Here is an 18,781-nt window from a genome sequence, read left to right on the forward strand (position 1 = left end):
GCACAAGATACTATGATGGACGCCTCCCTTGCATCACCCGTGTACCTTTGTTGGCACTTGCTCCCACCTTTGGCTTTTCCGCGTGGTCTCCCTCTCCGTCGTCATCATCACCTTCAACGAAGCGGCTAATATCGCCCGCTGCCTCCAGGCGCTGGGCGACGTCGCGGATGAGGTGTTGGTAGTCGACTCCTTCTCGACCGATAATACCGTCGAAATTTGCCAGCAGCACGGCGCCCGCGTCATCCAAAACGCTTTCGCTGGCTACGTAGAGCAAAAGAACTATGCTACCGCTCAGGCCCAGTTCGACCACGTCCTTCAGCTCGATGCCGACGAAGTGCTGACCGACGAGCTGCGCCAGTCCATCCGTGCCGCCAAGCAGCACTGGCAGTACGCGGGCTACAGCCTGGCTCGCCTCACCAACTACTGCGGCCACTGGGTGCGCCACGGCGGCTGGTACCCCGACCGCAAGCTGCGCCTCTACGACCGCCGCCTGGGCCGTTGGACCGGCCTGCTCCTGCACGAGCGCTACGAAGTGAGCCCTGGTCAAACCACCGGTCAGCTCGCCGGCGATGCCCTGCACTACAGCTACCACTCCATTGCGCAGCACGTCAGCCAACTCAACAAATTCACCAGCATCACCGCTCAGGAACTGGCCCTTCGCGGCAAAACCAACGTCAGCCTCTTCCACCTGCTGCTGAAACCGCTCTGGAAATTCATGCACGGCTACTTCTTCCGGTTGGGCTTTCTCGATGGCTTCGCAGGCCTTTGCATCGCCGGCATCTCGGCCTGGGGCGTATTCCTAAAATTCGCCAAGCTAAAAACCCGCACCGAAAGCGCCGTAGCATGAGCCAGACCTTCCTCGTGTCCCGCACCGATGCCATCGGCGATGTGGTGCTGACGCTGCCAGTAGCTGGGCAGCTAAAGCAGCTTTTTCCGGGTTCGCGGGTAGTGCTGATTGGTCGCACCTACACTGCACCCGTGGCGGCAGCCTGCCCATGGGTCGATGATTTTCTGAATCTGGATGAGCTGCTTCAAAAGCCCGAAGCCGAGCAGTTGGCAGCCCTGCAAGCCTATGCCGCCGCCGCCATCATACATGTCTTCCCCAATAAAACCCTTGCGCGCTTGGCCCAGAAGGCCAAAATCCCTGTCCGCATCGGCACCCGCAACCGTTGGCAGCACTGGTTGACCTGCAACCGCTTGGTTGCCCTAAGTCGCCGCCACTCGCCCCTGCACGAAGCACAGCTGAACTTGCAGCTTCTCCAGCCGCTCGGCTTCAAGGAGGTGCCCAGCCCACTCGATGTTGCCATATTGGTGCGTCTAGAGCCAGTTGAGCCCTTAGCGGCACAATTCCAGCAGCTTTTACAAGCACGCCAAACGGGTCAGCTCAACGTTGTGCTGCACCCCCGCAGCCGTGGCAGCGCCCGCGAATGGGGCCTCGATAACTTCGGCCAGCTTGCCCAGCTGCTCCACCGAGCAGGGCATCGCGTATTCGTCACGGGCACCGCCGCAGAAGGGGAGGAGCTAGCCGATTGGTTGAAGCAGCACGCCGCCTTTCTCGCTGCCGACATGACGGGCCAGCTTGTCCTGCCGCAGTTCTTGTCCTTCATTGCCGCCGCCGATGGCTTGGTTGCGGGCAGCACGGGCCCCCTCCACTTGGCCGCTGCGCTAGGCCGCCATGCGGTAGGCTTATACCCACCCATCCGCCCGATGCACCCGGGGCGTTGGGGGCCGCTGGGGCCCCATGCTGGCTTTATGGTGTTCGATAAGCCAAACTGCGAAGCCTGCCGTACCCAGCCAGCTGCTTGCAGCTGCATTCGCGCCATCGAGCCACTGGCAGTAGCTGCGCGGGTACTGACCTGGAAGCGGCTGGCTTCGAAAGATGAAGAATTGCCCTCAGGCAACGAACAATAGCTATTCTGTCCCGTTAGTCTATTGCGCGAGGCGCAGGATGCAACCTACGCAGCGCCAAAATCCGTACATCGGGCATTACTCCACGTGCTAAGAGGAGCCAAAACGGGCAGGTATCTGCCCGATGAAAGCTTCTCAATTGGCAGTTAGTAGCGGTTTATAGCAACGAAAATAGAATGCTATGAGTCGTTTGCTCGCCACCTTGGCCGTGTAGTTGTTTTCGCCAGATTTGTCCTAATCAGCTATTATTTCGTAGGTTTCGACCCACAATTTCCCCCGCCACCTGTATGAGCGATTCTCCCGAACGGGTTAAACTGAGCAAAGAGGAAAAGGACCGGCGTTTTCAGGCCGAGCTCATGCCCGTGCTCGACCCGCTCTACAACTTTGCCTATCGCCTCACCCTCGATGAGGATGATGCCAACGACTTGGTGCAGGAAACCTACCTCAAGGCGTACCGCTTTTTCGAGTACTTCGAGCCCGGCACCAACGCCAAGGCCTGGCTTTTTCGCATTCTCAAGAATTCGTTTATCAACGACTTCCGCAAGAAGAGCAAACAGCCCGCCAAGGTCGATTACAGCGAGATAGAAGGCTATTACAACCCTGACGATGTAGAGGCCGAAGGAGAAATTGGGGCCTCGTCGTCCGATATGCGCCAGCAGTCAGCCCGCGATTTAATTGGCGACGAAGTGGCCAGCGCCTTAAATTCTTTGCCGGTAGATTTTCGCACCGTAATCATCCTCTGCGACCTAGAAGGATTTACATATGAGGAAATGGCCAAAGTGCTTGATATTCCGATAGGTACCGTCCGTTCGCGCTTGCACCGGGCCCGAAATTTCCTCAAGGATAAGTTAGAGAGGTATGCCCAATCAATGGGATATGGCAATGAAGCAATAGACGACGAGGCGGAACTAACCGAGCCTGAAAATAATTAACCTCCCCAGAAAGCACACACTCGTGTAGCTTTGCTTTGCAGGTCATTGTCTATCACCCTTTTCTCGCGTCACTCGCACATTACAACTATGGACCAATCCACTACTACTAAAACCAATACGTCGGCTCCCATTGCCATCACCCCTGACAATGGCCCCGACTGCGAGCGCGTGAATATTGTATTAGACCAACTCATCGAAGGCCAGCCCGTGACGGCGGAAGACGAGGATTACCTCTACGACCACGCCAACGACTGCTCGCCCTGCTTCGACGACATCAAGAAGCAGCGCATCTTCATCAACTTCCTGAATCAGGGCGTATCTCGCCGGTCGAGCCCAGCTAACTTGCAGCAGTCCATTTTGGCCCGCGTAGGGGCCCAGGTGGCCTAATACCGGCTGCTACTGGTTAGCTTTGCGTGATGCAAGGCAAAATCATCGTGTTTTCGGCGCCGTCAGGCGCCGGAAAAACCACTATCGTGCATCGGCTCATGGAGCGGATACCCGAGCTAAGCTTTTCTATTTCAGCGTGCACCCGTGACCGTCGCGGCCGCACCGAAGCCAATGGAAAGGACTACTATTTTATTTCCGTTCAGGACTTTCAGGATAAAATTCGTCACGACGAATTTGTGGAATGGGAGGAAGTGTACGAAGGTGCTTTTTACGGCACGCTGAAATCCGAAATTGAGCGCATTTGGGATAGCGGCCAGCACGCCATTCTTGATGTCGACGTGAAAGGCGGGCTCAGCATCAAAGAGTTTTACAAGGACCGTGCCCTGGCAATATTTGTCCGCCCCCCGTCCATTGAAGTCCTTGAGCAGCGCCTGCAGGCCCGTGCCACCGACTCCCAGTCCAGCATCTCTTCGCGGGTATACAAAGCCAACTTTGAGCTCGGTTTTGAAGACGAGTTCGACGTAACCGTAGTCAACGACGACCTCGACGAGGCCACAGCCCACGCCGAAAAGCTGGTGCGCCAATTCATCAGCGCCGAGCCGGCCATCGTATGAGCGGCCGAGTTCGAATAGGCCTGCTTTTCGGCTCGTTCAACCCCGTGCACATCGGCCACCTTATTCTGGCCGAACACTTCGCCACGCGTACCGACTTGGCCGAAGTGTGGTTCGTCGTGTCGCCGCACAGCCCTTTCAAGGAGGCAACCGACTTGCTGCCTGACACCGAGCGGCTGCGGCTGGTTGAACTGGCCCTGACCGGTAACCAGCGTCTCCGTGCCGAGGATATAGAGTTCAGCTTGCCGCGTCCCAGCTACACCATTGCCACGCTCGACGGCCTGCGCCAGCGCCATCCCACGCACGACTTCGTGCTCCTGATGGGCGCCGACAACCTCCCGGGCCTCCCACGGTGGCAGGAGTCTGCCCGCTTGCTCACTGAGGTTGACATCTACGTTTACCCGCGTCCCGGCACCGAACTGCCCGAACTGTCCTCGTTTCCGCGTGTCAGGGTAATAGCTGCCCCCCTGCTGGATATTTCTGCTACCTACATCCGCGAAAGCCTGCGCACCGGTCGCAGCATCCGCTACCTGGTGCCTGCAGCCGTCGAAGAATCGCTGGTCACCCAGCGAACCTCTGCGTAAGTCTCAGTGAACTTCAGCGAGAAACGCCGACACACAAAAAAGCCCCGGCTGCCAGATGCAGCCGGGGCTTTTTTATTTTCAAACCAATCAAATCAGATGGTCATAATCTCCGATTCCTTCTTGCTAAGCGTCTTATCAACCTCGGCAATATAGGTGTCGGTCGTCTTCTGCACTTTCTCTTCAGCGCTCTTAATGGCATCTTCCGAAGCTCCTTCTTTCAGCAATTTGCGGAGGGCCTCGTTCACATCCTTGCGGATGCCCCGAACCCGCACCTTGCCGGCTTCCGATTCGTTTTTGGCTTGCTTCACCAGCTCACGACGTCGCTCCTCGGTCATGGCCGGGATATTGAGGCGCACGCCCTCAGCATCCGTCACCGGATTCAAGCCCAGGTCGCTGTTCTTGATGGCCTTGGATACCTCGCCAATCATGTTTTTCTCCCAGGGCTTGATGAGCAGCGACCGGGCATCCGGAGCGGTGATGGTAGCAATCTGGCTAACCGGCGTCGACGTACCGTAGTAGTCCACGCGCAGACCGTCGAGCATGGTCGGCGAGGCCTTGCCCGCCCGGATGCGGCTCATTTCTACGTTTACGTGCGCCAGCGCCTTGCTCATCGATTCAGCAAGCTCGTCGAGGTAAAACTGAATTTCTTCGTCCATTTTGTTTTTAGTTGTCAGTTGGTGGTTGTCAGTTGTCAGGCCGATTCCCAGTTTTCAGTACAAACTAACAACTGACAACCAGCAACTGACAACTAAAAATTATGCTTGCTCTGGCTGATTGCCTAGCAGGGGCTGCAATAAGCTTTGCTTAGGGTCCAGCAAGGGCTTGCGGGCGTTGCGAATGTTGGAGTTGCCATCGCTCACCAACGTGCCCATCGATTCGCCGTCGAGCAAACGCTGCAGGTTGCCTGCCGTGTTCATATCGAACACAATGATGGGCAAATTATTTTCCTTGCAGAGCGTGAAGGCCGTCATGTCCATCACGTTCAAATTCTTGCTCAGCACCTCGTCGAAGGTAATCTCATCGTAGCGAGTCGCGGTGGGGTCTTTCTCCGGGTCGGCCGTGTAAATGCCATCTACCCGCGTGCCCTTCAGCACTACGTCGGCTTCAATCTCAATGGCTCGCAGCGAGGCCGCCGAGTCCGTAGTGAAATAAGGCGAGCCAATGCCGGCCCCAAAAATGACCACGCGGCCCTTTTCCAGGTGCCGCACCGCACGCCGCCGGATATACGGCTCGCATACCCGCTGAATGGTGAGACCCGACAGCAGGCGCGTGCTTACTTCCAGCTTCTCTAAGGCGCTTTGCAGGGCCATGGAGTTGATGACCGTCGCGAGCATGCCCATGTAGTCGCCCTGCACGCGGTCGAGGCCAAATGCTTCGGCTTCTACGCCGCGGTAGATGTTGCCCCCGCCAATCACCACGGCCACTTGCACGCCGGTAGCCGCCACGGATTTAATTTCGGACGCGTATTGCATCAGCCGCTCGGCGTCGATGCCGTACTGCTGCTGGCCCATTAGCGCTTCGCCGCTGAGCTTTAGAAGGATGCGATTGTATTTCAATTCGAAGTGGGTGAGTAGTTCGGAATAATTTAATAACGGGTGCTACGAGAACTGCACCAGCACCTGGCCTTTTTGCACATTGTCGCGCAGGTTCACTTTGAGGCTGCCAACAGTGCCATTGGCCGGAGCTTTCAGGATATTTTCCATCTTCATGGCTTCCAATACCAGTAATGGGTCGCCTTTTTGTACAGCTTGGCCGGGCTCTACCCTGATGTCTACGATAAGACCGGGCATTGGGGCCTTCAACTCGTTAACTTTCGCAGCGGTTGCGTTGCTCATGCCCAAGCGCTCAAGCAGCAAGTCGAACCGGTCTTTGGCGTTTAGTTCGATGCGCTGTCCGTTTATCTTCAGCACAATATTCTTGGCAGCAAAGTCGGTTGACACAACTTCCGCATTATACGAACGACCTTCGTGCAACACGTGAAACCGGCCTTCACCCAGATTCGCTATGTCCCAAGCAAAAGGCTCGCCGTTGAGCGTAATGGTATCGGCGGCGCGGAAGTCAACTTCCCAGAGTTGCTCGGGGCCGGTGCTGATTTGTAGCATCTGAAGCGGATGGGGTGGGATGAAAGTGGGGGTTAAAGGTAGGTCAAATCTCAAATTAATTCAGAAATTGAGGCGTTTTTCGCCTATTATCGTTTGCATGAGATATTTGGTCCTGGGCTTCACCAGCCTGCTGTTATTTGTTCACTTGCTGGCTGCGGCCCAATCGTCGGGGCAAGGTGCGCGTAAGCCTGCGGCCAAGGCGCCCGTGCATAAAAAGGCAGATGCGCCGGCTGAGTCTGCACCCCGTGTCGCTGGGCTAGTAGTGCCCTCGTGGCTGCCTGCCGAAGCGCCGCTGCAACCTGCCGCCACCATCCTCACCGATGTCCTCGACACAAAGCTTGATGTTCGCTTCGATTACAAAAAGCAATACCTCCTGGGCACTGCCATCCTCACGTTGCGCTCTCATTTCTACCCGCAAACGGAAGTTGCCCTCGATGCCAAAGGCTTCGATATTCAAAAGGTCGAGCTAGTTGGCGATAAGAAGAACAAGACCCTCACTTATAACTACAACAAGCGCAAGCTCGTCATTGCCCTCGACCGCCCGTACCCGCGCACCACTCCCTATCAGGTGCGCATCATGTACGTGGCCAAGCCCAACGAACTGCCCCAGGGTGGCTCCGCCGCCATCACCTCTGATAAAGGCCTCTACTTTATCAACCCCTTAGTTACGGAGAAAAATAAGCCCCGACAAATCTGGACCCAGGGCGAGACCGAGGCTAACTCCGCTTGGTTCCCCACCATCGACAAGCCCAACCAGCGGATGACCCAGGAAATCAGCATGACGGTGGAAAAGCAGTTTAAAACGCTTTCCAACGGCACCCTGACTTCCTCCAAAGCCAATGCCGACGGCACCCGTACCGACACTTGGAAACTTAGCGAGCCCCACGCGCCTTACCTCGCCACCATGGTGGTGGGCGAATTCACCGTGGTGAATGATTCCTGGCACGGCAAGCCCGTCGATTACTACGTCGAGCCTCAATATGCCAGCACCGCCCGCATCATCTTCGGCCGCACGCCCGAGATGATGGATTTCTTCTCTAAACGGCTCGGCATAGAATACCCCTGGGATAAATACGCCCAGGTGGCCGTGCGCGACTACGTGAGCGGCGCCATGGAAAATACCACGGCCACTACCCATGGCTCCAGCATTCAGCTTACCCGCCGCGAGTTGATTGATGCCAACTACCAATCCGGCGAGTCAACGATTGCCCACGAGCTGTTTCACCATTGGTTCGGCGACTACGTCACTAGCGAATCCTGGGCCAACCTGCCCCTGAACGAGTCATTCGCTGATTACTCCGAATTCCTCTGGGCCGAGTTTAAGCTGGGTGCCGATGAAGCCGGCCTCGTGCAGGAAACCAAAATCAACAACTATCTCGAAGAAGCACTGTCCAAGCGAGAACCGCTCATCCGCTACCGCTACAACAACCGGGAAGATATGTTCGACCGCCACTCCTATGATAAGGGCGGGCGCGTGTTGCACATGCTTCGCAAATTGGTAGGCGACGAAGCTTTTTACGCCTCCTTGAACCGCTACTTAGTGCAGAACAAGCACAGCGCAGTCGAAATCTCCAAGCTGCGTACCGCGTTTGAGGAAATTACCGGCGAGGACCTCACCTGGTTTTTCAACCAGTGGTTCATGCAGCGCGGCCACCCGGAGCTGCGCATCAGCCATTCGTACACCAACGGCCAGGTAACCCTGCGCGTGCAGCAGGTGCAGGATACCCTGTTTCAGCCCGTATACCGCCTGCCTGTCACCGTGGCAGTCTGGACCAACAATAACCAGCCAACCGAGCACCGTATCACGGTCACCAAGGCCAATCAGACCTTTGTGCTGCCCGCTAACCAGAAGCCCAACTTGGTTAAATTCGACAATGAAAGCCAGCTTTTGGCTCAGTTTGAAGAAGAACGGACCCAAGACGAACTGATATTCCAGTTCTACCACGCCCGCGGCTACCAGCAGAAGTCGGAGGCCATGGAGCTTCTCCACAACAAAACCACTGAGCTGACAGTGAGTAGCATGCTGCGCAACGCCATGAATGATAAGTTCTGGGCCGTGCGACGTGCCGCCCTCGACCACGTGCGCCGCTACCGTGGCCCCGAGCCGGATGCGATGCGCAAAGACATTCAGCGCCTCGCCACCACCGACCCCAATCCCCGGGTCCGGGCCCAGGCCATCACCACGTTGGCTACTTTCTCAGATGCCACCTTTGGCCCCATTTTTGGCACGGCTGTCAACGACAGTTCTGCCTTGGTAGCGGCAGCGGCGGTAGAAGCCCTCGCCAAAAAGCCGAGCGAGAACTCCCGGCAGCAGGTAGCTGCTCTCGATAATACCACCAGCAGCACGCTCGTCCTTGCAGTGGCGAATTACTACGCCACCAATGGCAGCCTCGACCAATACAGCTGGTTCCTTCGCCGTCTACCCGACGTAGCGGAAGCAGACCTGTACGCCTACTTCCAGGCTTTCGGCACCCTCATGAGTCATATTCCCCCCGTAGAGCGTGACAAAGGGCTGAAAGTCCTGGAAGAATACGCTCGCACTGCGCCCCGCTTTGAAGTGCGATTAGGTGCTTATCGCGGCCTCGCTTTGCTTGCCCCCACCACGCCCACCCTAAAAGCCGTGCTCCAAAACATCCGCGACAAAGAAACCGACGACCGGCTTAAGGCGTTCTATAACCTTATGTAAGAGCGCGGGAGCAGTTTTTTCAGAAAAAAGTCTAACCTTTTTTCGCTTTAATGCTTGCTCCTTGTCAGAAAACCCTTAATTTTGCGACTCCTTACGAAACACTACTGCTTCGGTAGCTGGCAAAACAAAAGGGAAACGCTTTCTGGTAATCGGCCAGCAAGCAACAAATTGGGGAGGTTCCAGAGCGGCCAAATGGGACAGACTGTAACTCTGTTAGTGTAAACTTTCGAAGGTTCGAATCCTTCTCTCCCCACTTTTTTGAGGCCAACTGCGGGAGTAGCTCAGCTGGTAGAGCGGCAGCCTTCCAAGCTGCAGGTCGCGGGTTCGAACCTCGTCTCCCGCTCATTTTTTAGCATAAGCCGTTTTAGCTCAGTGGTAGAGCACTTCCTTGGTAAGGAAGAGGTCATGGGTTCAAATCCCATAAATGGCTCAGATTACATTACAAGTCCTACAGCTCATATTCTCGGGCTGCGGGCACGGTTCTCTCAGGTAAGCGACGCACAGTTTTCTATTTCGTAGGGGCTGAGTCTCGCTTTCTTGTTGTAGGGTCGGATTTATCCTCAAATTCACTTCACCACCTCTTTTTTACTCTTTACAATGGCTAAAGAAAATTTCGACCGGTCCAAGCCGCACGTAAACATCGGTACCATCGGCCACGTCGACCACGGTAAAACGACCCTGACCGCTGCTATCACCATGGTGTTGGCAAACCAGGGCCTGGCCGAAAAGCGTGACTTCTCTTCGATTGACAATGCTCCCGAAGAAAAAGAGCGTGGTATCACTATCAACACCGCTCACGTGGAGTACTCGACGGTTAACCGTCACTACGCTCACGTTGACTGCCCCGGTCACGCCGACTATGTAAAGAACATGGTAACAGGTGCCGCTCAAATGGACGGCGCTATCCTCGTGGTAGCTGCTACCGACGGCCCAATGCCCCAGACCCGTGAGCACATCCTGCTCGCTCGTCAGGTAGGTGTTCCTCAGCTGGTGGTGTTCATGAACAAAGTGGACATGGTGGATGACCCCGAGCTCCTCGAGCTGGTGGAAATGGAAATCCGCGAACTCCTCTCGTTCTACGACTTCGATGGCGACAACATTCCGGTTATCCAGGGTTCGGCCCTCGGCGGCCTGAACGGCGATGCCAACTGGGTTCCCAAAATCAACGAATTGATGGAAGCGGTTGACTCGTTCATACCGATTCCTGCTCGTCTGACCGACCTGCCCTTCCTGATGCCTGTTGAGGACGTGTTCTCGATTACTGGCCGTGGCACTGTTGCTACTGGTCGTATCGAGCGCGGCATCATCAACTCGGGTGAGCAAGTTGACATCCTCGGTATGGGTGCTGCTGCCGGCCTGAAGTCGACGGTTACGGGTGTGGAAATGTTCCGCAAAATCCTCGACCGTGGCGAAGCTGGTGACAACGTAGGTCTGCTGCTCCGTGGTATTGAAAAAGAAGCCATCCGTCGCGGCATGGTTATCTGCAAGCCCGGTTCGGTAACTCCCCACCAGAAGTTCAAGGCTGAGGTGTACGTTCTCTCGAAAGAGGAAGGTGGCCGTCACACGCCGTTCTTCAACAACTACCGTCCGCAGTTCTACCTGCGTACCACCGACGTTACCGGCATCATCTCCCTCCCCGAGGGCGTTGAAATGGTAATGCCCGGCGACAACATCACCATCACCGTTGAACTCATCAACAAGGTGGCAATGGAGAAAGGCCTCCGTTTCGCTATCCGTGAGGGTGGCCGTACGGTAGGTGCTGGTCAGGTAACGGAAGTACTTGACTAAGCTTCGGCTTAGCAGTTAAAAAAAAGGCCGCTTCCGACAACTCGGGGGCGGCTTTTTTACGCTGAAACAGAAGGGAATATTTGTTTTGTCCGCTGTTTCTCTTACCTTTGCACTCCCTTTGGCGAAATGCGTTAAGCGGGAGTGTTAACAAACGAGTGTAGTTCAAGGGTAGAATAGAGGTCTCCAAAACCTTTGATGGGAGTTCGAATCTCTCCACTCGTGCAATTTGGGCCAGTTGGCCCGCTCCATAAGTTTCCAGCGGCACCGCTGATTTTTCTTTAACCAATGGACAAACTGAGCAATTATTTCCGCACTACCATCGAGGAGATGCGCTACAACGTAACGTGGCCTTCGACGACGGAACTGCAAAAAAGCGCCGGTCTCGTGCTGATTGGTTCGCTCGTGTTTGCCGTGGTGGTAGGCATTATGGATGTTGGCTTTGAAACTGTCCTCAAAGCTTTTTATAACTCGTTTCGCTAATCAGCAATCAAGATGGGCGAATTGAAATGGTACGTGGTTCGCTCAGTGAGCGGCCAGGAGAAGAAAGCTAAAAACTACCTCGAAACAGAGCTCGGCCGGCACAACCTGACCGAGCTTGTTCCGCAAGTGTTGATTCCGGTTGAGAAGGTGTTTGAGATGCGCAACGGCAAGAAGCGCGTGCGCGAGCGGAACCTGTATCCCGGTTACATCATCATCCACGCCGACCTCGGCCATGGTGAAGTCGACCACATCATTACTAGCACGCCTGGTGTGATTGGTTTCCTCGGCGACAAAGACAAGAAGGACGCGGCCAACAACAAGCCCGTCCCCCTGCACATCTCCGAAGTAAATCGCATCCTTGGCATTGTGGACGAAGCCGAGCAGCAGACTACCGCTACCCTCGACAAGCCTTACGTAGTGGGCGAACTCGTTAAAGTAGTAGATGGTCCGTTCAACGGCTTCTCCGGCAATGTGGACGAAGTATTCGAGGAGCGTAAGAAGCTCAATGTAGTCGTGAAGATTTTCGGCCGTTCGCAGCCGGTAGAACTCAGCTATACCCAAGTAGAAAAAGAGGTTTAAGCCTCCATCGATTATACCACGCCGGCTAATTGCTCCGGGTCGGCGGGGCTTCCAAACAGGAGTTTATACAAACTGAGGCAAGCGCGAGTTACGACGCAGGAGCCACAGCCAACTCAATCAAATGGCCAAAGAAATCAGAGGTTATCTGCGTCTGCAGATAAAGGGAGGCGCCGCGAACCCTTCGCCGCCGGTAGGACCTGCACTTGGTAGCAAAGGCTTGAACATCATGGAGTTTTGCAAGCAGTTCAATGCTCGCACCCAAGATAAAGCCGGCCAAATTTGTCCTGTACTCATCACCATGTACACCGACAAGTCGTTTGACTTCGTGGTGAAGACAGCACCGGCTCCGGTGTTGCTCATGGAAGCTGCCAAGCTGCAGAGCGGTTCGAAAGAGCCCAACCGCAACAAGGTAGGCTCCGTGACGTGGGACCAAGTCCGCACCATCGCCGAAACCAAAATGGCTGACCTGAACGCCTTCAAGGTGGAAGCAGCTATGAAGCAGGTGGCAGGTACGGCCCGCAGCATGGGTATTACCATCAAAGGCGACTCTCCTTTTGCTGAATAATTAAAAGGAAAAACGACAGATGGCAAAAATCAGCAAAAAGCGCAAGGAAGCCCTTGCCAAGCACGACCTTACGGAAGTGCGCAGCCTCATTGAGGCCGCCAAAGTGGTGAAGGACATTACCTACACCAAGTTCGACGCTTCAGTCGATATCGACGTTCGCCTCGGCGTGGACCCCCGCAAAGCGGACCAGATGGTTCGTGGCGTGGCCACCCTGCCCCACGGCACCGGCAAAGTTGTGCGTGTTCTGGCTCTGGTTACTCCCGATAAGGAGGCCGAAGCTCTGGCCGCCGGCGCCGACTTCGTGGGTCTGGACGACTATATCGCTAAAATCGAGAAAGGCTGGACCGACATCGACGTAATCATCACCATGCCCGCCGTAATGGCTAAGGTAGGTCGCCTGGGCCGTGTGCTCGGTCCCCGTGGTCTGATGCCGAACCCGAAGTCTGGTACCGTTACTACTGACGTAGCCAAGGCTGTGCAGGAAGTGAAAGCCGGTAAAATCGACTTTAAAGTTGATAAGACTGGTATCATTCATTGCTCGGTGGGCAAAGTATCGTTCGACGAAAAGATGCTGGCTGAAAACGCCTTGGAGGTAATCCAGACGTTGGGCCGCTTGAAGCCTTCTTCTTCGAAAGGCACTTATATCAAGAGCATCACGCTCAGCAGCACGATGTCGCCTGCCGTTCCGGTAGACAGCCAAGTCAATTCCGCTAACTAATTAACCCAACCAAACATGACCAGGGAAGAAAAACAAGCCCTCGTGGATGAGTTGAGCGGAAAATTCCAATCGCACAACTCGTTCTACATCGTCGATGCTTCGGTAATGACGGTAGCGAAAATCAACGATTTCCGTCGTCTGTGCTTCAACCGCGGTATGGAATACAAGGTGTACAAAAACACCTTTATCCGTAAGGCGCTGGACACCCTCGGCCACGATACTTCGGAGATGGATGCTGCGCTGAAAGGCTCTTCGGGCGTGTTGTTCTCGCAAGAGAGCGGCTCGGCTCCCGCCAAGCTGCTGCGTGACTTCTACAAAGCTCAGGCTTATCCCCGCGGTGTTGAGCCCAAGCCCGTGCTGAAAGGCGCTTATGTAGATGCTAGCATCTACATTGGCTCCAACCAACTCGAAGGTTTGACCACCATCAAAGGCAAGCAGGAACTGCTCGGTGAACTCATCGGCCTGCTGCAATCGCCCGCCAAAAATGTTATCTCGGCTCTTCAGAGCGGTGGCAACAAATTGGCCGGTATCCTCAAAACGCTTTCCGAAAAAGAGGCCGCCTAAGCGCCACTTCTCTTTTTCGACTTCAACAATAAATTTTCAACAACACATTTTTTTAACAATCTACAGAAATGGCAGATTTGAAAGCATTCGCTGAGCAGCTTGTAAACCTGACGGTGAAAGAAGTAAACGAATTGGCAACCATCCTGAAGGACGAGTACGGCATCGAGCCCGCTGCTGCTGCTCCCGTGATGATGGCTGGTGGCGGCGCTGCTGCTGCTGACGAGGCTCCTGAAGAGAAGACGTCGTTCGACGTTATCCTGAAGGCTGCTGGTGGTGCCAAGCTGGCTGTAGTTAAGCTGGTGAAGGACCTGACCGGCCTCGGCCTGAAGGAAGCCAAAGAACTGGTTGACGGTGCTCCTAAGCCCCTGAAAGAAGGCGTTACCAAAGACGAGGCTGAGTCGCTGAAGAAGCAGCTCGAGGAAGCCGGTGCTGAAGTAGAAGTTAAGTAATTTCTGCTCCTGAAGCATCTCCGGACTCGCTTCGAATAAGGATTAGACCTGGCAACTTAGCCAGGTCTTTTCCTGTTTGTAGTGTGTCAAAAGCGCGAGCTTTCTAGTTCGCGCTTCTTTGCGTCAGCTAACGTCACTGTTTACGTGCGCGTTAGGGAGTGCTAGGTTCTGCCTTGCATTGCTGACCAGCCGCCACCCCGGCTTCCTTTTTTACGCTTCTGTGTCCATCTTTTAACCCCCATCGCATTGGCTACACCGAAAGCAAAGACGGCCGCCCTGAAGAAAACGGCCGCCGAGCGAATCAATTTCGCCAAGATTAAGAAGGTTATTGAATATCCGGACTTCCTGGACGTGCAGGTTCGCTCGTTCCAAGAATTCTTTCAGTTGGAAACCGCTGCTGAGCGTCGTTCTAACGAAGGATTGTTCAAAGTGTTTGCCGAGAACTTTCCGATTTCGGATTCGCGCGAAAATTTCGTGCTCAACTTTATCGATTATCACGTCGACCCACCGAAATATTCGGTTGATGAGTGCATCGACCGCGGCCTGACCTACTCGGTTCCCCTGAAGGCCAAGCTCCGGTTGATTTGCAATGATAAAGACAACGAGGACTTCGAGACGATTGAGCAGGAGGTGTTCCTTGGGAACATCCCTTACATGACCGTTAAGGGCTCGTTTGTTATCAATGGCGCCGAGCGCGTTATTGTATCGCAGCTGCACCGCTCGCCGGGTGTATTCTTTGCCCAGAGCAAGCACACGAATGGCACCAAGCTGTATTCGGCCCGTATTATTCCGTTTAAAGGTTCTTGGATTGAATTTGCCACGGACGTGAACAACGTGATGTACGCGTACATCGACCGGAAGAAGAAATTCCCGGTGACGACGCTGCTTCGCGCCATCGGCTATGGTACCGACAAAGACATTCTTGACTTGTTCGGTCTGTCAGAGGAAGTAAAGGCTGACAAGAAAAATCTTAAGAAAATCGTAGGCCGCAAGTTGGCTGCCCGGGTGCTGCGCACCTGGACAGAGGACTTCGTGGATGAAGACACCGGCGAAGTAGTATCCATCGACCGCAACGAAGTGTTGCTCGAGCGTGATGCTACCATCGAAGATGCTGACATCGACGTAATTTTGGAGGCCGGCGCTAAGTCGGTAATCCTGCACCGTGAAAATGTAAACATTGCGGACTTCGCAATTATCTACAACACGCTGCAAAAGGACAACTCCAACTCGGAAAAGGAAGCTGTTGAGCAGATTTACCGCCAGCTCCGTAACACGGAGGCTCCTGACGAAGAAACCGCCCGCGACATCATCCAAAAGCTATTCTTCTCGGATAAGCGTTACGACCTCGGTGAAGTAGGCCGCTACCGCATCAACAAGAAGCTGCAGATTGGCATGGAGCAGGAGTCGCGGGTATTGACCAATCAGGACATTGTTCTGATTGTGAAGTACCTGATTGGTCTTATCAACTCCAAAGCCATTGTCGACGACATTGACCACTTGAGCAACCGTCGTGTACGCACGGTAGGGGAGCAGCTTTATGCCCAGTTTGGCGTAGGTCTGGCTCGTATGGCGCGTACCATCAAAGAGCGCATGAACGTGCGCGACAACGAGGACTTCAAGCCGGTCGACCTGATTAATGCCCGCACCCTGTCGAGCGTAATCAACTCGTTCTTCGGTACGAACCAGCTGTCGCAGTTCATGGACCAAACCAACCCGCTGGCCGAGGTGACGCACAAGCGTCGCGTATCGGCTCTTGGGCCAGGAGGTCTGTCGCGTGAGCGTGCTGGTTTCGAAGTGCGTGACGTTCACTACACCCACTACGGTCGTCTTTGCACCATCGAAACGCCGGAGGGACCAAACATTGGTTTGATTTCGTCGCTGTGCGTTCATGCTCGCGTGAACGCCATGGGCTTCATCGAGACGCCTTACCGCGACGTGAAAGCCGGCAAGGTGGACATGAGCGAGAACGTGAAGTTCCTGACTGCTGAGGAAGAAGATACACACCACATCGCCCAGGCTAACTCCCTGCTTGATGAGGACGGTAAGCTGACTCAGGAGCTGGTGAAAGGCCGTTTTGAAGGTGACTTCCCGGTGGTAAATCCTTCGGAGTACTCCTACATGGACGTTGCCCCGAACCAGATTGTATCGGTTGCTGCTTCGTTGATTCCGTTCCTGGAGCATGACGACGCCAACCGTGCACTGATGGGCTCGAACATGCAGCGCCAGGCAGTTCCGCTGCTCCGCCCCGAAGCTCCGATTGTGGGCACGGGTCTGGAGGCGCGCATTGCCAGTGACTCGCGTACCCTCATTATGTCGGAAGGTGAAGGCGTTATTGACTACGTTGACGCCAACAAAATCGTGGTGAAGTACGACCTCACGGAGGACGACATCATGGTGAGCTTCGATGCTGAACGGATTACCTACGACCTCATCAAGTTCCGTCGCACCAACCAGGACACTTGCCTCAACCTGACGCCGCTTGTGAAGCGTGGCGAGCGGGTAACCAAGGGCCAGGCGCTTTGCGAAGGTTATGGCACAAACCAAGGCGAACTCGCCCTTGGCCGCAACATGCAGGTAGCCTTCATGCCGTGGCAGGGCTACAACTTTGAGGATGCCATCGTCATCTCGGAGCGCGTGGTTCGCGACGACATCTTTACCTCGATTCACATTGAGGAATTTGAGCTGGAAGTGCGCGAGACCAAGCGCGGCGAAGAAGAGCTGACTTCGGAAATTCCGAACGTGAGCGAAGAAGCCGTCCGCAACCTCGACGACAACGGCATCATCCGCCTCGGCGCTGAAGTGAAGGAAGGCGACATCCTGATTGGTAAAATCACGCCTAAGGGCGAGACGGACCCGACTCCGGAAGAGAAGCTGCTCCGTGCCATCTTCGGCGACAAGGCCGGTGATGTGAAGGATGCTTCGCTTAAGGCGCCGCCCTCCTTGCAGGGTGTTGTTATCGGCACCAAGCTCTTCTCGCGTCCTAAAAAAGACAAAAACCTCCGGGCCAAGTCGAAGAAGGAAGTGGAAGACTTGAAGGCGACCTACGCGCAGGAACTGCGTGGCGTGAAAGCCATCATGATTGACAAGTTGGTGCAATTGCTGGAAGGCAAAACGTCGCAGGGTATCAAGCACCGCTTCGGCGAGGAAATGATTGCCAAGGGCGTGAAGTTCAACCGCAAGAACATCAACGAAGGGATGTTCCCCGAGAAGAACCCTTATAAGGACGAAAGCAACTACGCCGTTCCCGAAGAAGTGAACCTGTTTAAGGACCTGATTCTGGAAGGCTGGACGGCTGATGCCCGCGTGAATGGCCTGGTGCTGGAGCTGGTGCGTAACTACGCCAAGCGCCGCAACACCATCACCGCGAAATTTAAGCGTCAGCGCTTCACCTTGGAAGTTGGTGACGAACTGCCTGCTGGCATCGTGCAGCTCGCCAAAGTTTACATCGCCAAGAAGCGCAAGCTGAAGGTGGGTGATAAAATGGCCGGCCGCCACGGTAACAAGGGTGTGGTTGCCCGCATCGTGCGCGATGAGGACATGCCCTTCCTGCCCGATGGCACGCCTATGGACATCGTGTTGAACCCGCTCGGTGTACCAAGCCGGATGAACATCGGTCAGATTTACGAAACCGTACTTGGCTGGGCTGGTCTGAAAATGGGTCGCACGTATGCTACCCCCATTTTCGACGGTGCTACCGAAGACGAAGTTGCTCGTGAGTTGACCGAAGCTGGCTTGCCCGATTGGGGCCGTGCTTACCTGCACGATGGTTTAACGGGCGACCGTTTCGACCAGCCGGTAACGGTAGGCGTGATTTACATGCTCAAACTGGGACACTTGGTTGACGACAAGATGCACGCTCGTTCCATTGGGCCGTACTCGCTCATCACGCAGCAGCCGCTGGGTGGTAAAGCGCAGTTCGGTGGCCAGCGCTTCGGCGAGATGGAGGTGTGGGCATTGGAGGCCTTCGGTGCTTCCAACGTTCTCCAGGAAATCCTGACGGTGAAGTCGGACGACGTGGTGGGTCGTGCCAAAGCGTACGAAGCCATTGTAAAAGGCGACGTTCTGCCCAAGCCGAATATCCCCGAGTCGTTCAACGTGTTGCTCCACGAACTCCGTGGTCTGGCACTGGAAATCACCCTGGAATAATTACGAGCTGCTTGTTGCTTGTGGGGCCCACGCCTCGCACGCAGCAAGTGGCTTAATTGCCGGCAAGCCATACGAGCTGCTAAATGAGCAGTTCATGTAACGAAGGGTGCGAAAACGCTTCGGTGACAGATAAAGGAGAGGTTGTTCCGAGATATGGTCAGGACAGCAATTCACTCTCTGAGTTTCCTAACTGAAGGCCTTCCCATCCGTCCGCTGGCCCGGCAACTAGATTACCCGACCTTCTAAAAGGCTTTTGCGCATCATACCTATCTGGTCCGTAGC

The 18,781-nt window shown here is 55.1% G+C and carries 18 protein-coding genes and 4 tRNA genes; 19 read left to right on the top strand and 3 right to left on the bottom strand.

Annotation, left to right across the window (positions count from 1 at the left end):
• Positions 1–82: 82 nt before the first annotated feature.
• The 6 genes from ACP7AJ_RS16360 (at position 83) to nadD (ending at position 4,422) form a co-directional block, all read left to right on the top strand.
• Positions 83–847 (top strand): glycosyltransferase family 2 protein, encoded by a 765-nt coding sequence (locus ACP7AJ_RS16360; protein ID WP_426061288.1) that lies wholly within the window; start codon positions 83–85, stop codon positions 845–847.
• On the top strand, positions 844–1,911 hold the full coding sequence (locus tag ACP7AJ_RS16365; protein WP_426061289.1) for a glycosyltransferase family 9 protein: 1,068 nt from the start codon (positions 844–846) through the stop codon (positions 1,909–1,911). The genes ACP7AJ_RS16360 and ACP7AJ_RS16365 overlap by 4 nt, the downstream gene beginning before the upstream one ends.
• 284 nt (positions 1,912–2,195) lie before the next feature.
• Complete coding sequence (locus ACP7AJ_RS16370; protein WP_426061290.1) at positions 2,196–2,840, top strand: sigma-70 family RNA polymerase sigma factor; 645 nt, start codon at positions 2,196–2,198, stop codon at positions 2,838–2,840.
• A gap of 87 nt (positions 2,841–2,927) precedes the next feature.
• Complete coding sequence (locus ACP7AJ_RS16375; RefSeq protein ID WP_426061291.1) at positions 2,928–3,227, top strand: hypothetical protein; 300 nt, start codon at positions 2,928–2,930, stop codon at positions 3,225–3,227.
• Between the two features lie 29 nt (positions 3,228–3,256).
• On the top strand, positions 3,257–3,841 hold the full coding sequence (gene gmk / locus ACP7AJ_RS16380) for a guanylate kinase (RefSeq protein ID WP_426061292.1): 585 nt from the start codon (positions 3,257–3,259) through the stop codon (positions 3,839–3,841).
• Complete coding sequence (nadD, locus tag ACP7AJ_RS16385; RefSeq protein WP_426061293.1) at positions 3,838–4,422, top strand: nicotinate (nicotinamide) nucleotide adenylyltransferase; 585 nt, start codon at positions 3,838–3,840, stop codon at positions 4,420–4,422. The genes gmk and nadD overlap by 4 nt, the downstream gene beginning before the upstream one ends.
• Positions 4,423–4,514: 92 nt before the next feature.
• Here nadD and frr read toward each other — a convergent pair whose 3' ends face one another.
• From frr to ACP7AJ_RS16400, 3 genes are all read right to left on the bottom strand, one after another.
• Positions 4,515–5,078, bottom strand: a complete 564-nt coding sequence (gene frr, locus ACP7AJ_RS16390) for a ribosome recycling factor (protein ID WP_426061294.1) — start codon at positions 5,076–5,078, stop codon at positions 4,515–4,517.
• A 99-nt stretch (positions 5,079–5,177) separates the two neighbouring features.
• Positions 5,178–5,978, bottom strand: a complete 801-nt coding sequence (pyrH, locus tag ACP7AJ_RS16395) for a UMP kinase (protein ID WP_426061295.1) — start codon at positions 5,976–5,978, stop codon at positions 5,178–5,180.
• Between the two features lie 42 nt (positions 5,979–6,020).
• Positions 6,021–6,524, bottom strand: a complete 504-nt coding sequence (locus ACP7AJ_RS16400; RefSeq protein WP_426061296.1) for a biotin/lipoyl-containing protein — start codon at positions 6,522–6,524, stop codon at positions 6,021–6,023.
• Positions 6,525–6,621: 97 nt separating this feature from the next.
• On the opposite strand from ACP7AJ_RS16400, the gene ACP7AJ_RS16405 reads away from it, so the two are divergent.
• The 13 genes from ACP7AJ_RS16405 (at position 6,622) to rpoB (ending at position 18,499) form a co-directional block, all read left to right on the top strand.
• Positions 6,622–9,210 (top strand): M1 family metallopeptidase, encoded by a 2,589-nt coding sequence (locus ACP7AJ_RS16405; protein ID WP_426061297.1) that lies wholly within the window; start codon positions 6,622–6,624, stop codon positions 9,208–9,210.
• 170 nt (positions 9,211–9,380) lie between these two features.
• Positions 9,381–9,463, top strand: a tRNA-Tyr gene (locus ACP7AJ_RS16410).
• Positions 9,464–9,480: 17 nt separating this feature from the next.
• A tRNA-Gly gene (locus ACP7AJ_RS16415) sits at positions 9,481–9,553 on the top strand.
• 15 nt (positions 9,554–9,568) lie between these two features.
• Positions 9,569–9,640: transfer RNA gene (locus tag ACP7AJ_RS16420), tRNA-Thr, on the top strand.
• 167 nt (positions 9,641–9,807) lie between these two features.
• The gene (gene tuf / locus ACP7AJ_RS16425; RefSeq protein WP_426061298.1) at positions 9,808–10,998 is read left to right on the top strand and encodes an elongation factor Tu; all 1,191 of its coding nucleotides are present in this window, start codon (positions 9,808–9,810) and stop codon (positions 10,996–10,998) included.
• A 151-nt stretch (positions 10,999–11,149) separates the two neighbouring features.
• A tRNA-Trp gene (locus ACP7AJ_RS16430) sits at positions 11,150–11,220 on the top strand.
• 63 nt (positions 11,221–11,283) lie between these two features.
• Entirely contained in the window at positions 11,284–11,478 is a 195-nt protein-coding gene (secE, locus tag ACP7AJ_RS16435; RefSeq protein WP_426061299.1) for a preprotein translocase subunit SecE, read from the top strand.
• A 12-nt stretch (positions 11,479–11,490) separates the two neighbouring features.
• Positions 11,491–12,057 (top strand): transcription termination/antitermination protein NusG, encoded by a 567-nt coding sequence (gene nusG / locus ACP7AJ_RS16440; protein ID WP_068191701.1) that lies wholly within the window; start codon positions 11,491–11,493, stop codon positions 12,055–12,057.
• Between the two features lie 121 nt (positions 12,058–12,178).
• Positions 12,179–12,622 (top strand): 50S ribosomal protein L11, encoded by a 444-nt coding sequence (gene rplK / locus ACP7AJ_RS16445; protein WP_426061300.1) that lies wholly within the window; start codon positions 12,179–12,181, stop codon positions 12,620–12,622.
• 19 nt (positions 12,623–12,641) lie between these two features.
• Positions 12,642–13,340, top strand: coding sequence for a 50S ribosomal protein L1 (gene rplA / locus ACP7AJ_RS16450; RefSeq protein ID WP_426061301.1), 699 nt, complete (start codon positions 12,642–12,644; stop codon positions 13,338–13,340).
• A 15-nt stretch (positions 13,341–13,355) separates the two neighbouring features.
• Positions 13,356–13,904, top strand: coding sequence for a 50S ribosomal protein L10 (gene rplJ, locus ACP7AJ_RS16455; RefSeq protein WP_426061302.1), 549 nt, complete (start codon positions 13,356–13,358; stop codon positions 13,902–13,904).
• Between the two features lie 68 nt (positions 13,905–13,972).
• Entirely contained in the window at positions 13,973–14,353 is a 381-nt protein-coding gene (rplL, locus tag ACP7AJ_RS16460) for a 50S ribosomal protein L7/L12 (protein ID WP_068191708.1), read from the top strand.
• A gap of 276 nt (positions 14,354–14,629) precedes the next feature.
• Complete coding sequence (gene rpoB, locus ACP7AJ_RS16465; RefSeq protein ID WP_426061397.1) at positions 14,630–18,499, top strand: DNA-directed RNA polymerase subunit beta; 3,870 nt, start codon at positions 14,630–14,632, stop codon at positions 18,497–18,499.
• The last annotated feature ends 282 nt before the right edge of the window (positions 18,500–18,781 follow it).

The organism is Hymenobacter sp. B1770 (assembly GCF_049896385.1).
Lineage (GTDB): Bacteria > Bacteroidota > Bacteroidia > Cytophagales > Hymenobacteraceae > Hymenobacter.